General features: G+C 68.6%; 14 protein-coding genes, 1 tRNA gene and 1 other RNA gene. 7 read left to right on the top strand and 9 right to left on the bottom strand.

The window, feature by feature from the left end; translation table 11 throughout:
• Positions 1 to 9: 9 nt before the first annotated feature.
• An RNA gene (gene ffs / locus ABFX50_RS28220) (signal recognition particle sRNA small type) lies at positions 10 to 105 on the bottom strand.
• A gap of 83 nt (positions 106 to 188) precedes the next feature.
• On the opposite strand from ffs, the gene ABFX50_RS28215 reads away from it, so the two are divergent.
• Positions 189 to 276: transfer RNA gene (locus ABFX50_RS28215), tRNA-Ser, on the top strand.
• 160 nt (positions 277 to 436) lie between these two features.
• On the opposite strand, the gene ABFX50_RS51410 is transcribed toward ABFX50_RS28215, so the two are convergent.
• From ABFX50_RS51410 to ABFX50_RS28185, 7 genes are all read right to left on the bottom strand, one after another.
• On the bottom strand, positions 437 to 742 hold the full coding sequence (locus tag ABFX50_RS51410; RefSeq protein WP_379506627.1) for a tyrosine-type recombinase/integrase: 306 nt from the start codon (positions 740 to 742) through the stop codon (positions 437 to 439).
• A gap of 258 nt (positions 743 to 1,000) precedes the next feature.
• Positions 1,001 to 2,008 carry a hypothetical protein gene (locus ABFX50_RS28210; RefSeq protein WP_346150370.1) on the bottom strand — a complete coding sequence of 336 codons (1,008 nt, stop codon included), beginning with the start codon at positions 2,006 to 2,008 and terminating at the stop codon, positions 1,001 to 1,003.
• Between the two features lie 61 nt (positions 2,009 to 2,069).
• Positions 2,070 to 2,492 (bottom strand): hypothetical protein, encoded by a 423-nt coding sequence (locus tag ABFX50_RS28205; RefSeq protein ID WP_346150368.1) that lies wholly within the window; start codon positions 2,490 to 2,492, stop codon positions 2,070 to 2,072.
• A gap of 421 nt (positions 2,493 to 2,913) precedes the next feature.
• Positions 2,914 to 3,381, bottom strand: coding sequence for an AAA family ATPase (locus ABFX50_RS28200; protein ID WP_346150366.1), 468 nt, complete (start codon positions 3,379 to 3,381; stop codon positions 2,914 to 2,916).
• A 44-nt stretch (positions 3,382 to 3,425) separates the two neighbouring features.
• On the bottom strand, positions 3,426 to 4,523 hold the full coding sequence (locus ABFX50_RS28195) for a LacI family DNA-binding transcriptional regulator (RefSeq protein ID WP_183653341.1): 1,098 nt from the start codon (positions 4,521 to 4,523) through the stop codon (positions 3,426 to 3,428).
• 12 nt (positions 4,524 to 4,535) lie between these two features.
• Complete coding sequence (locus ABFX50_RS28190; RefSeq protein ID WP_346150364.1) at positions 4,536 to 5,474, bottom strand: PfkB family carbohydrate kinase; 939 nt, start codon at positions 5,472 to 5,474, stop codon at positions 4,536 to 4,538.
• A gap of 91 nt (positions 5,475 to 5,565) precedes the next feature.
• A complete protein-coding gene (locus ABFX50_RS28185) occupies positions 5,566 to 6,570 on the bottom strand; it encodes an SIS domain-containing protein (protein ID WP_346127658.1) in 1,005 nt (334 codons plus the stop codon).
• 229 nt (positions 6,571 to 6,799) lie between these two features.
• Here ABFX50_RS28185 and ABFX50_RS28180 point away from each other — a divergent pair, with 229 nt between their 5' ends.
• The 5 genes from ABFX50_RS28180 to ABFX50_RS28160 are packed head-to-tail and all read left to right on the top strand — an operon-like array spanning position 6,800 to position 11,703.
• Positions 6,800 to 8,107, top strand: coding sequence for an ABC transporter substrate-binding protein (locus ABFX50_RS28180; RefSeq protein ID WP_183653331.1), 1,308 nt, complete (start codon positions 6,800 to 6,802; stop codon positions 8,105 to 8,107).
• Between the two features lie 4 nt (positions 8,108 to 8,111).
• Positions 8,112 to 8,999, top strand: coding sequence for a carbohydrate ABC transporter permease (locus ABFX50_RS28175; RefSeq protein ID WP_312895740.1), 888 nt, complete (start codon positions 8,112 to 8,114; stop codon positions 8,997 to 8,999).
• Between the two features lie 20 nt (positions 9,000 to 9,019).
• A complete protein-coding gene (locus tag ABFX50_RS28170; RefSeq protein ID WP_312895739.1) occupies positions 9,020 to 9,829 on the top strand; it encodes a carbohydrate ABC transporter permease in 810 nt (269 codons plus the stop codon).
• A gap of 11 nt (positions 9,830 to 9,840) precedes the next feature.
• Positions 9,841 to 10,677 carry a sugar phosphate isomerase/epimerase family protein gene (locus tag ABFX50_RS28165; RefSeq protein WP_346150361.1) on the top strand — a complete coding sequence of 279 codons (837 nt, stop codon included), beginning with the start codon at positions 9,841 to 9,843 and terminating at the stop codon, positions 10,675 to 10,677.
• A 42-nt stretch (positions 10,678 to 10,719) separates the two neighbouring features.
• Positions 10,720 to 11,703, top strand: a complete 984-nt coding sequence (locus ABFX50_RS28160; protein ID WP_346150359.1) for an aldo/keto reductase — start codon at positions 10,720 to 10,722, stop codon at positions 11,701 to 11,703.
• A 4-nt stretch (positions 11,704 to 11,707) separates the two neighbouring features.
• Here ABFX50_RS28160 and ABFX50_RS28155 read toward each other — a convergent pair whose 3' ends face one another.
• A complete protein-coding gene (locus ABFX50_RS28155; protein ID WP_281388443.1) occupies positions 11,708 to 12,304 on the bottom strand; it encodes a LysE family translocator in 597 nt (198 codons plus the stop codon).
• A gap of 102 nt (positions 12,305 to 12,406) precedes the next feature.
• Here ABFX50_RS28155 and ypfJ point away from each other — a divergent pair, with 102 nt between their 5' ends.
• Positions 12,407 to 13,363, top strand: a complete 957-nt coding sequence (gene ypfJ, locus ABFX50_RS28150) for a KPN_02809 family neutral zinc metallopeptidase (RefSeq protein WP_346150357.1) — start codon at positions 12,407 to 12,409, stop codon at positions 13,361 to 13,363.
• Positions 13,364 to 13,389: the final 26 nt, after the last annotated feature.

Here is a 13,389-nt window from a genome sequence, read left to right as displayed (position 1 = left end):
GGCTTTCAATGAAGAGACCCCTCGCACACCCGCCAGAGCCCGCTTATCCTTGCTGCCTTCCGGCCCTGGGGAGGTTCACAGGATGACGCCGCGCGAGGGGTCCTACGACAGTCTAGCCCTGTATGGCAGTGCTCGCTCACGCTAAATCGTGGTCTCTTCATCGCGAAGAGTCCGGTAAGCTTCTCGACGGAGGATTCGCCTAGTGGCCGAGGGCGCACGCTTGGAAAGCGTGTAAAGGGCAACCTTTCGGGGGTTCAAATCCCCCATCCTCCGCCAGCTCAAAGGGGTTGTGCCGTGATCAGCGGCACAACCCCTCTTGCTTTGGGGTCTCAGTTTGGGTCTCAGTTGGGCTCGTCGGGCGACTCTTTGATCTCCGCTTGCGCCTCCCAGATGAGACCACCGACTTGCTTGGCAACGGTCTGTCGGATGCCATCCGTCACGTGCTGGTACCGCGCGGCCACCCCATGATGGCCATGACCGTACGCTCAGGCACGCCCAAGATCAGTAGCACCGTGGCGGCAGTGTGACGGGCGTCGTGGAGACGTCCGTCCCGTAGGCCGGCGCTCTTTAGCAGGGCCTTCCACTCGTGATAGTCGGTGTATGGACTCACGGGCTGACCGGTTGCCGTGGTGAAGACCCAACCGCCCTCTTGCCAGAGCTGACGAGCTGCTTTGCGGTCCTTATCTTGCTCTGCCTGGTGTTTCCTGAGGAGGCTTACCAGCTCATCCGGCAGGCCAATCACGCGCCGGCCGGCTTCCGCCCCACTGGTAGGCCGGGGCTTAGGCGATCGCCACAACCTGAGGCCCTGAGAGGGCGGTTCGCGGGTTGATGTCCCTTTGACCGCTTGCGCTGCATGAAGAGGGCTGGCGCGCCAGGGGCAGGTCCAGGGCCAGGCAGAGGTCGCGTGCTCGTGATGGGCGACGACGACCTCGGCCTTCTCCACGTCGGCGATTGTCGCGGGATGACCATCGACGTCGCCACGAGTTTCGCGCGCGACCGCCTAATGGGCCAGCCAGCGCAGCTTTCCTTCGGTGGTCAGGAGGGCCAGCTCACCGTCCGCGGTGTAGGCGGCCGAGGCGGTGCCCGAGTGTCTGGCCACCGTACGGCCGGCCGGGTCGATCACTTCGGCCGCACCGCCGTACGTGATCACGAAGGTTGTGCCGGACGGATGGGCACGGATCTGCGCCTCGTCGGCTATCTCGCGTGACCACGTCTGCTTGCCGAGGGAGTCGACGCCGCTGATGCCGGTGAACCGCCTGCTGCCTCCGTCGCGCCAGTAGGCGTACACGACGAGGCCGTGCGTCCCGGCGGCGCATCCGGCGACGACCGGGAGGCTCGTGGTGATCGGTACCGGCTTGCCCGAGCCGGTCAGCACATAGGCGCGCTCCCCCTTGACCACCGCGGTGGCGCCCGATGCGCAGAGCGACCTGACCGGTTCGTCGAACGTGTTGCCGGCCACCTTGCGCCAACCCCGCCGGTCGTGCCGGAACCACAGCGCCTGCTTGCCGGAGGTCGCGACCGCGGTGGTCCTGGACGCGTCCTCCGCCCAGGAAAAGGCGCCGTTCAGTGGGATGCGCAGGTCCTTGCCCGAGGGCCGGATCAGGCGCAGGCTGCCCTCTTCCGCGCCGTCGCTCTCGACGATCACGGCGTCCGAGGCATCGCGTGCTGTCAGCACTCGCCTGATCCGGGCGTCAGATTGCGCGAACACGCCCGAGAGGGAACGTGGCTCGGGGTCCGGTGCCTCCGCTGAGCCGGAGAACACCGGCTTGGGACAGCGCGCCTGGCAGATCACGTCGGCGCCCCCGGCGTACGCGGCGGGGTCTCGCCAAAGCTCCCTGCCCGACCGGTCCAGACCGTAGAACGCCTCGGCCCGGTTGTCGGCCACCACGACACCCTCCGCGGACACGGCCACGATCGCCGGCGGCCGCGCGTCGGGCTCCGGCTGAGCGGTCGCGGCGCTGCAGCCGGTCAGGAACACCAGCAGGGCGAGCACGGCTCGGGACATCACAGATTCTGCTCCTGGGAGAGAGGGTGTGCCGCGCCGCCCGCCGCACACCCGTCACGTGGCGTCAGGCCTTACCGGTGGTGGCGGTGCACTTCGGGTCGATGCCGCCGACATCGAAGACGAACTTGGCGTCGACGTGCCACCTCTTCTTGTACTCCACCTGCCGCCAGGTCTTCTCTTTGTGCCAGCCCGGCTTGACGTTGTCTCCGGAATTCCACTCCCACAGCGTCTTGTCGGGCCGATCGGCCAGGGACTCGCGGATCCTCAATCTCACGTTGCTCTTCTTGCCAAGGTCCCTGTTGTTCTTGGTGCCCAGCCAGTACTTGATCTCGTCGACAACGTCAGCGTAGCCGTTCGGCGTGTAGAAGACCCTGACCTGCCCTTCGTAGTCGTCCCACTCTACGCAGCTGTCATTGAGCTCCCGCTGCCCCGAGGCGGAGGTCGCCGAGGCCGAGACGCCGGCCGTGGGCATGATCGACAAAGCCACCCCCAGAGCTCCGAAGATCGCGGTCTTCCGAAGTATGCCTGTCACTCGCATGACGCCCTTTCGTCTGGGGTGATTCGGTACGGACGAAGGGCCACTTTAGGGATGGGCGGTATGTCGGTGGTATGTCCACTATGCGCGTGACCCAGCACCCCCGCCGCATACCGGCTCCCTGCGGTCCCCGACCACCCCGCCTACCAGCAGATTTTCACCCTCATGACCAACACCGGCCTGGCCCACACGAGCGCGCGACCTCTGCCTGGCCCTGGACCTGCCCCTAGCGCGTAAGAAACATCGTCTCGAACTCGTCGACCTCCTCGATCAGGTGAACGAGGCCTACGAGCGGTTTCGGCGGCGTCGGTGACGAGCCCCGGGAGCGGGCTCAGGGGGCGGGGGCTTTCTTGCCGGCGGAGAGATCCAGGGGTCAGGCGAGCTCCTCCAGGCGGCGGACGACGCTGTCGAGCGGCACCCTGGTGTCGATCTCGAGGGTCGAGGTGGCGCGCAGCAGCGGCTCGACGTCGGCCAGGTCGCGCAGGACGGCCTCGCGCTCCTCCGGCCGCTTGCCGTACGGATTGTTGGTCCTGGTGGCGATCCTCGCGAGCATCACCTCGGCGGGCGCGCTCAGCAGGACGACATGGTCGAAGCGGGAGTAGAACTTCCCCTGGTTGGACTTGCACCCGGCCACGAACAGGCTGCCCGTGGTGTGGCCGTCGAGCAGCTCGGCGATGGCCTCCTCGCGCCACACCCAGTCGGACGACCCGTCGGGCAGGGTGACCCAGTGGCTCCATCGGTCGTCGTCCGTGTCGACGGTCCTGTGCCCTCGTGAGGCCAGGACCTCCAGAGCGGTCGACTTGCCCGTGCCCGACATCCCGGTGACCAAGACCTTCGGCATGGAGGCGAGACTAGGACGCGAGGGGGCCGCCCCGCCAACCCGGCTCAGACGCCGGCCGGCGGGGCCACGGAGGAGCGGACGATGAGGCGGGAGCGCAGCGTGTGCATCTCCCTGCGGGGCTCGGCTCCCGCGATGGTGTCGAGCAGCACCTCGGCCGCCTTCGCGCCCAGTTCGTGCACGGGCTGCTCGATCATCGTGAGGGGCGGCTCCATGACCGCCGCCCACGAGCTGTCGTCGAAGCCGATCAGCGCGACGTCACGCGGGCAGGACAGCCCCGCCGTCCTGAAGGCGCGCAGCGCGCCTGTCACCGCGTCGGTCTCGGTGCAGAACACCGCGGTGATGCGGTCGGGAAGGGCCAGCATCCTGGCGACCTCCCCCGGCACCCGCTCCTCCGTCTTGCGTCCGACCATCACCAGGTCAGGGTCGAAGGGGATGCGCGCGTCGTCGAGAGCGTCGAGGTAGCCGCGTAGGCGCTCGCCGTCCGTCCACAGGTTGCGGGAGGCGGCGGTGAGCAGCCCGCGCCGGGTGGCGGGGGCCTGCGCGAGCGGCGGGCCCCACACGAACCCGATACGGCGGTGGCCCGCCGCGATGAGCATCTCCACCCCCTCCCTCGCCGCGTCGCGGTTGTCGATGACGACCGCGTCGAGGTCGAGCGAGGAGACCGCGCGGTCGACGAGGACGACGGGGATGCCGCGGTCCATCGCCGCCTTGATGTGGGCCACCTCCGTACGGTCGACCGCGGCCGAGGCGATGATGACGCCGTCGACGCGCTTGTCGATGAGCACGTTCGTGGCCGCCACCTCCTCGCCGAGCTCCTCGTACGTGCTCAGCACGATCGTGTCGAAGCCCCTGGCGCGCGAGGTGTCGGAGATGCCGCGCACGACACCGGCGAAGAAGGGGTTGCCGATGTCGGCGACGATCACCCCGAGGGTGTGACTCACCCCCGTCGACATGCTGCGGGCGAGCGCGTTGGCGCGGTAGCCGAGCTTCTCGGCCGCCGCGAGCACCCGCTCGCGCAGCTCGGGGCTGACGTACCCATACCCGCCGAGTGTCCTGGCCGCCGTGGCACGGCCGACACCCGCCTCGGCGGCCACTTCGGAGATCGTCGGCGGCCCCGCCGCACGGCCCCGGTCAGCTGGCATGGATGGCGTCCCTCATCTCTCGTGTTCGGCGGCTCGCCACATGCTAGCCACGGGAGGTCTTTCCGCGGCTCTGCCGTGGCCGAAGGCTCCTTCGACGAAGCACTGCTCGTACGCTGCCGCGGCGCCGTCGTGCAGAGCCCGCTCGATCGCGGCCTCCCCCGGCGAGCCCGCGGCGGCCGGCGACACCGCAGAGGTCGCGACAGCCGACCAGCCGCCGCGCAGCAGCGAGACGGCGAAGCCGGCCAGGAAGGCGTCGCCGCAGCCCATGGTGTCGACGACCTGCTCCTGCTCCACGGCGCGCGCCGGCGCCGCCACCGTGACGCGGCCGTCGTGGGCGATCGCCCCGTCCACACCTCGGGTGGCGAGCGCCATGCGCGCGCCCCGCCGTACGGCCTCGGCCAGCAGGGCGCGCGTGGCGGACTCGTCGAGGTGGGAGCACGACAGCAGCACCAGGTCGGCGTGCGGGCAGACGCGGTCGAGGTAGGAGGGGGTGCGGAACTCCTCCTCGCTGGAGAGGTCGAAGCTCACGAGCGGACCGCGCCCCGCCAGCTTGGGCAGCTCGCTCTCGCTGCGGGAGTAGACGCTCGAGTGGACCAGGTCGAAGGACGACACGTAGTCGAGCAGGTCGCCTTCGAGCACCAGCGGCTCGCTGACCGTGACGCCGCCGCCGTTCCACCCGAGGAAGATCCGGTCGCCGTCGTCGACGCGCAGGGTGGAGACGCCGCTCTCCCCCTCCTTCACCACGCAGCGGTCGACGGCGACCCCCTGGGCCGCGATGGCCTCGCGCAGGAAGCCGCCGAGGTCGTCGTCGCCGAAGACCCCGAGGTAGGCGGCCTCGAGGCCGAGCCTGCGCGCGTAGACGGCGACGTTGACGCTGTTGCCGCCCGGATAGTCGATGCCGCGGTCGACGAACCGGTCGACGATGTTGTCACCGAAGCCGAGGACTCTCATGGTTCTCCTGTGCGCGGGCGGGAGTGCGGACGTTGACACCGGGACGCGCGGACGGGTGCATCCCGCCCGCCACGGCCCATGAAGAAGGGGCTCAGTACTCCATGACCCGGTAGTAGCGGCGCAGGTCGAGCGAGTGGTCGCGGACGCGCTCCAGGTGCTTGCTGACCCTGCTCAGCACGGTGTCGAGCACCAGCGGGGCGAGCAGGCCGCGGAACTCGGGGCTGATGCCTTCGAGCGGGTAGTCGCGCGTGTCGAAGACGGTGACGTCCTCCGAGACGCGCTTGGCGAAGGCCTCCACCCTGTCGGTGAGGGGACGCGTCTCGTCCTCACCCTGGAAGATGATCACGCTGGTGTCCTTCTCGATCAGCTCGAGCGAGCCGTGGAAGAACTCCGCGCTGTGCACCCTGGTGGTGCGCAGCCACTGCATCTCCTCGAGGATGCACATCGAGTAGAGATAGGTGAATCCCCAGAGGTTTCCGCCGCCGACGAGGAAGTGGTAGTCGGAGTCCTTGTGGGCCTCGGCGAAGGCGGCGGCCACGGGCTCGGCCTGCTTGGCCACCTCGACCAGGACGCCGGGGATGCCCGCGAGCTCGTCGGCGAGCTTCTCGTAGCCGTCGAACTCGCCCCTGCGGGCGAGCAGCCGTCCCATGAACAGCAGCATCTGCATGTCGAAGGGCCACGTCTTGGGCTCGGAGATGAGAGCCACGTCGACGCTCTTGGCGATGGGCGAGTCGGCGTAGCCGGTGAAGCCGACGGTGTAGGCGCCCCTGGCCTTGCAGTACTCGATGGCGCGGATGCTGTCGTCGGTCGTGCCCGAGACCGAGGTGAAGATGACCACGGAGCGCTCGCCCAGGGTGACGTCACCCGAAACGATCAGCTCCGCCGCGATGGCGGACCGCACGGGAAGGCTCGAGGCGCGCCTGGCGAGGTGCTCGTACGGCCACATCTGGGCGTAGGTGCCGCCCGCGCCGACGAGGAAGAGGTTGTCGAACCCCTCGTCCACGAGGCGGTCGACGAGCTCCTCGATCTGGGGGCGCAGGGCCACCGCGCTCGCCGTCTGTGAGAGGAATTCGGGCTCGTTGAATCCGAGCATCATCGCGTCCTTTCGAGAGTGTGCGGCCAACCTGAGACCGGTATCACGCGGGGCTCACGCTGACACAGAGAAACCGATGACGTCAATACAGCAGTTCAAAGCCCTAATAGTAAAGATCTTGGATCTGAGTCTGGTACCGGTATCAGTTCCTCTGTACAGTCAGCCCTCACCAAGCGGATCTGAGGTGCCACTGCACCGGCGGTCCCCTCTCCCCCCGAGAGAAAGGAAGCCCATGCGCCCACTGACGACGTTCGCGGCACTGCTCGGAACGCTCGCCCTCACCGGCTGTGCCGGTGGCTCGGGCGAGGCTCCCGCAGCCGACGTCACGGCGAAGCCGGAGTTCTCCGGCACGCTCAGCATCCTCACGAAGTTCGCGGGCGACCCGTTGAGCCCGTACTTCGAGAAGCTGGCGGCGGCCTACGAGAAGAAGCATCCGGGGGTGAAGATCGAGCTCATCCAGGAGACGGACCAGAGCATCAAGGACAAGTCGAAGACGCTGACCGCCTCCGACGCGCTGCCTGACATCTACTTCACCTGGACGGGCAACTGGGCGGAGAACTACGTCCGCGGCGGTCGCGCGGCCGACCTCACCAAGGTGATCGGCCCTGACACCGAGTGGGGCAAGACCTTCAGCAAGGCCTCCCTGTCGGCCTTCGCCTACGACGGCCGCTACTACGGGATCCCGCTCTACAACAACGGCAAGTTCATGGGCTACAACAAGGCCGCCTTCACCAAGGCGGGCGTCAAGCCGCCCACCACCTTCGAGGAGCTCATCAGCAGCTGCGCCACCCTGCGCAAGGCCGGCTACGAGCCCATCGCCTTCGGCAACAAGGACGGCTGGCCCGCGCTGCACTACCTCCAGCAGCTGTTCGCCTACAACGTGCCGAGCGCCACCCTGCGCGCCGACTTCCACCCCTCGACGGCCAAGCTCGCCGACCCCGGCTACGTCACCGCGCTCAAGCAGTTCAAGACCCTGGTCGACACGTGCACCGACACGGGCAGCGGCACCAACGGCGTGCTCTACACCTCGGCCCAGGAGGCCTTCTCCAACGGCAAGGCCGCCATGTACTACCAGGAGATCCTGGAGTTCGACAGCGCGACGGCCGGCCGCGGGATCACCCCCGAGGACTTCGGCATCTTCCCGCTGCCGGTCCCCGCGGGCGCCGCAGGCAACCCCAAGGTGATCGAGGGGGCGCCGGAGGGCTACCTGGTCAACGCCAAGTCGCCGCGCGCCGCGCTCGCCGTCGACTTCATGAAGTTCGTCACCGAGCAGGAGAACGCGAAGACCCTCTCCTCTCCCCCGTACGGCCAGCCCAGCACGGTCGTCGGCGCCGTCACCCCGGAGACCTCGAGCAAGGCCGTCTTCGAGGGCATCGAACTGGTCAACAAGGCGCCCGAGCTGGCCAGCTGGCTGGACATGGTGACGGTGCCCGAGGTGGCCGACGCGTGGCTGGCCGGCGGTGAGGCTCTCATCAGCGGCGGCAAGAAGCCTGAGCAGGTGCTCGAGAGCGTCCGCCAGGCCTCAGAGTCTGCCAAGTAGTCCGGTGCGCGCCATCGTCCAGCGGACGCTCGGGCTCGCGTGGGTCGTCCCCGCCCTCGTGCTCGTCGGGGTGTTCGTCTACCTGCCGCTCGTGCAGAACATCGGGTTCAGCACGCTCAAGTGGGACATCTACAGCGGGGACCAGGAGTACGTCGGGCTCGACAACTACACCAAGCTCCTCGACGACCCGATCTTCTGGTCCTCGTTCGGGAACAACCTGCTCTACGCGGTGATCTCGATCGTCTTCCAGGTGTTCGGCGCGCTGCTGCTGGCCGCGCTCATCGAGAGCATCCGCAGCGACCGGTGGCGGCGCAGCCTCAGGGCCATCTACTTCATCCCGTCGGCGATCTCGCTGACGGTCGCGGGCCTGCTCTTCTACTTCATGTACGAGCCGAACCTCGGCCCGCTCAACCACGCTTTCCAGGCGGTGGGGCTCGGGCTGTTCGACCAGTCGTGGCTGGGCCAGGAGAGCACCGCGATGTACGCGATCATCGGGATGAGCCAGTGGCAGGGCTTCGGGTACTCCACCCTGCTGTTCGCCGTCGCGATCCAGCGCATCCCCTCCGAGCTGTACGGCGCCGCCGCCATCGACGGCACCGGGCCGATCCGCCGTTTCATCCACGTCACCGTCCCGCTGGTGCGTGAGATGACCGGGCTCATGACGATGGTCACCATCTCGGGGGCGTTCCAGGTGTTCAACGAGGTCATGGTCATGACCAGCGGAGGGCCGAACAACTCGACGCAGGTCATGGGCACGTGGCTCTACCGCAGCGGGTTCGTCCGCAACAACTTCGGCTACGCCGCGGCGATCGCGACGCTGATCTTCGTGATCACGCTCGGCATCGCCATGGCGCAGCTGTGGGTCACCCGCAGACGAAGGGTGGAATGGTGAAGCGCCTGAGCTTTCTCGGCGTGATCGCACGCGTGTTCATGTGGGCTTTCCTGCTGGGTCTCGCGGTGATCGTGCTCTATCCGCTGCTGTGGATGGTGCTCAACGGGTTCAAGACCAACGCCGAGCTGTTCGGCAACCCGTTCGCCCTGCCCGTCGACTGGAGCTTCACGAACTACCAGAAGGCGTGGAACAGGGGGGTGAGCGACTACCTCACCACCAGCGTGCTGGTCACGGTGACCTCGACGATCGTCACGGTCTTCGTCAGCGCGTGGGCCGCCTACGGCCTCACCAGGGTCACCATCCCCTTCAACAAGGCGATCACCGCGCTGATCCTCGGCGGGCTCATGCTCGCCCCCACCGTGGCGCTCGTCCCCCTGGTGAAGATGTTCCAGGCGATGGGGCTGTACAACAGCTTCTGGGCGCTGCTCATCCTGTACACCGCCTTCCGCGTGCCGTTCACCACGTTCCTCATCCGCGCCTACATGATCGACCTTCCGCGTGAGGTGGACGAGGCCGCGGAGATGGACGGCGCGGGCCGGTGGACGGCCTTCTGGCGGATCATCCTGCCCATGAGCAAGCCGATCATCACCTCGACGGTCCTGCTGCACGTCCTGTTCGCCTGGAACGAGTATCTCTTCGCGATGGTGTTCACCAGCGGCAGCGGCGTGCAGACTCTTCCCGTGGGCCTGACCAGCCTGATGAGCAAGCACGGCACCGACTACCCCGTCGTCTTCGCCGGCATGGTGATCGCGGCCGTCCCCGTGGTGCTGCTCTTCTTCTTCGGCCAGCGTTACATCGTCAAAGGCCTCTCTGACGGCATCGGCAAGTAACGGAGCTCCCCATGACCCTCACACTCCAGCAGCTCACCGGCTCGAACTTCGCCTACCAGCAGCTGCCGTTCGAGCGCTTCCTCGACGACGCCGCCGCTCTGGGGCGCGAGAGGCTGGAGCTGTGGGGCATCGCGCCGCAGTTCCACATCCCGCAGGTGAGCGACGCCGAGGCGCGGGCCGTACGCCGGAGCGCGCGGGCGCGCGGCCTGAGCGTGCACTGCCTCACGCCCGAGCAGGTGATGTACCCGGTCAACGTGGCCTCGCCCGTCACCTGGCTGCGCGCGGCGAGCATCGCCATGTTCCGCCGCGCCGCCGAACTGGCCGCCGAGCTCGGCGCGGAGCTGCTGCTGCTGACTCCCGGCCGCGGCTTCGAGGACGAGCCGCTGGAGGCGGCATGGCGCCGCTCGGTCGACGCGGTCGGCGAGATCGCCGCCTACGCCGAGACCCTCGGGGTGGCCTGCGTGCTCGAACCGCTGCAGCGCGTGGAGTCGAACCTCGTCAACGACTCGCGGACGCTCGCCAGGATGCTCGACGAGATCGGCTCGTCGAACGTCGGCGCCGTCCTCGACACCGTGGGCATGGCGGTGGCGGGTGAGAGCGTCGACGACTACTTCGACTCCCTCGGCGACAGGGTGCGGCACGTGCACCTGGTCGACGGGAGTCCCGCGGGCCACCTGGCGTGGGGCGACGGCCGGCTGCCGCTCGCCGAGTACCTGACCGCGCTGGAGCGCAGGGGGTACGGCGGGCGCATGACCTTCGAGCTGTTCGGCGACGGCACCTACGCCTTCGACCCCAGGCCCGTGGTGGAGCGCTGCCTGTCGGCGGTGACGTCGGCACTGCCGAGGTAGGCCGATTGGACAGCCGACGGCCCCGCCTCCGATGCTGAGGACATGGAACAGCGGATCATCGGCAGGACCGGCCAGAGGGTGTCAGTCGTCGGGCTGGGCACGTGGCAGCTCGGCGCCGACTGGGGCGAGGTGGAGGAGAAGGACGCGCTGGCCGTCCTCGACGCCGCCGTCGAGGAGGGTGTGACCTTCTTCGACACCGCCGACGTCTACGGCGACGGTCGCAGCGAGCAGCTGATCGGCGCCTACCTGCGCGAGCGCCCCGACGCGGGCGTCATGGTCGCCACCAAGATGGGCCGCAGGGTGGCGCTCGACCCCGCTCTCTACACCCTCGACAACTTCCGCGCCTGGACCGACAGGTCCCGCGCGAACCTGGGCGTGGACCGTCTCGACCTGGTGCAGCTGCACTGCCCGCCCACGCCGGTCCACTCCTCCGACGCGGTCTTCGACGCGCTGGACACGCTCGTCGAGGAGGGCAGGATCGCCGCCTACGGGGTGAGCGTGGAGACCTGCGACGAGGCGCTGACCGCGATCGCCCGGCAGGGGACGGCCAGCGTGCAGATCATCTTCAACGCCTTCAGGCTCAAGCCGCTCGAGCGGGTGCTGCCCGCCGCCGCCGAGGCGGGGGTGGGCATCATCGCCCGCGTGCCCCTGGCCTCAGGGCTGCTGTCGGGCAAGTACACCAAGGACACCGTCTTCGCCGCCGACGACCACCGCACGTACAACCGCCACGGCGAGTCGTTCGACCAGGGCGAGACGTTCTCGGGCGTGGACTTCGCGACCGGTGTCGAGGCGGCCGCGGAGTTCGCCGCGCTGGCTCCCGAGGGCGCCACGCCCGCGCAGGCGGCGCTGCGCTGGGTCATCCAGCAGCCAGGCGTGACCACGGTCATCCCAGGGGCCCGCTCTCCCGAGCAGGCCAGGGCCAACGCGGCGGCCGCGGCGCTGGCCCCACTACCCGAGGCGACGCTGCGGGCCGTACGGGAGATCTACGACGGCAGGATCCGCGCGCAGGTGCACCACCGCTGGTAGCCGCTCACGCCGCGACGGCGCGGGAGCGGTCGGTGGCCAGGTGGATCGCCATGCCGCCGAGCACGGTGCCCATGAAGTAGCGCTGCATCCGCAGCCACAGCGGGCGGGCGGCGAGGAAGGCCGCCAGGCTGCCCGCGGTGATGGCGATCAGGCCGTTGATCGTGGTGGCGACGACGATCTGCACCGATCCGAGCGCGAGGCTCTGCAGCAGGACGCTTCCCGCCGCGGGGTCGATGAACTGCGGCAGCAGCGAGAGGTAGAGAATCGCGATCTTGGGGTTGAGCAGGCACGTGAGCAGCCCCATGGAGAAGAGCCTGCGGTTCGAGGCGTGCTCGAGCTCGCGCGCCTCGAACACCGATCCGCCGCCTGGCCTGAGCGCCTTCCACGCCAGCCACCCGAGGTAGACCGCGCCCGCCAGCTTCAGCGCGGTGTAGGCCGCGGGGACGAGGGCGAAGATCGCAGTCAGCCCGAGACAGGTGGCGGTCAGGTAGATGGTGAACCCGAGGACCACGCCCGTGAGCGAGACGAGCCCCGCGCGTCGTCCCTGCGCGATCGACCGCGAAATCAGATAAATCATGTTCGGGCCTGGTGTGAGCACCATGCCGAGAGATACCAGTGTGATCCCGATAAGCCCGCCAGTCATATGCCCACCATAGTCCGATTACGGAGAGTATCTGATCTGTTACGAGGGAAGGGCACTGGCATGCAGTTCGACGACGACGCCAGGCTCGACCCCTCGCAGGTGGAGGACGTCAGAGCTTCGGGCCCCAAGGCGGGCGGCGGCGGCGGGGGCGGCCGCGGCATGATGCCGGGCGGCTGCGTACTGCCCGTCGGCGGGAAGGGCGGCGGCTGCCTGCTCCTTCTGGTGGGTGTGGCCGCGCTGTTCCTCTTCCAGATCGTGCCGACGAACTTCAGCGGCGACGAGCCGCAGAGCCCCGCCCCTTCGGCGTCGAGGCCCGAACCGCAGGGCTCGCCGAGCGGCAATCTGGCCTCTCGCTGCCGGACGGGCGCGGACGCCGACCAGTCGGAGGACTGCCGCATCGTCGGCACCGTCAACAGCATCCAGGCCTACTGGAAGCAGGCCTTCACCGGCAGGGGCCGCACGTCGTACACCCCCGCCAGGACCGTGCTGTTCTCCAGGGCCGTCAACACCGCCTGCGGGGCGGCCGACTCCTCCGTCGGCCCGTTCTACTGCCCGAGAGACCAGAAGGTGTATCTCGACCTGACCTTCTTCGACACCCTGCAGCGCGACTTCGGCGCCAAGGGCGGGCCCTTCGCGCAGGCCTACGTCATCGCCCACGAGTACGGTCACCACGTCCAGCACCTGCTCGGCACCATGAACAGGGTCGGCAACGACCGGCAGGGTGCCACCAGCGGAGCCGTACGCCTGGAGCTGCAGGCCGACTGCTACGCGGGGGTCTGGGCCGGCAACGCCGTGCGCACGGGGTTCTACACCCAGCCCTTCACCCAGGCCGACATCGACGAGGCGCTCAGCGCGGCCTCGGCCGTCGGGGACGACAGCATCCAGCGCCGCTCCCAGGGCAGGGTCGTGCCGGACGCCTTCACCCACGGCACCTCGGCGCAGCGGGAGAAGTGGTTCAGCGTCGGCTACAAGAGCGGTGACCCGGCCCGCTGCGACACCTTCACCGGAGGGATCTGACTGATTCGCGGTCTGGAGGGCAGATG

Origin of the sequence: Nonomuraea recticatena (assembly GCF_039533245.1) — a bacterium.
In the GTDB taxonomy this organism is placed as follows: domain Bacteria; phylum Actinomycetota; class Actinomycetes; order Streptosporangiales; family Streptosporangiaceae; genus Nonomuraea; species Nonomuraea roseola.
The sequence above is the reverse complement of the archived record's forward strand: the minus strand, read 5'-3'. Positions and strand labels throughout refer to the sequence as shown.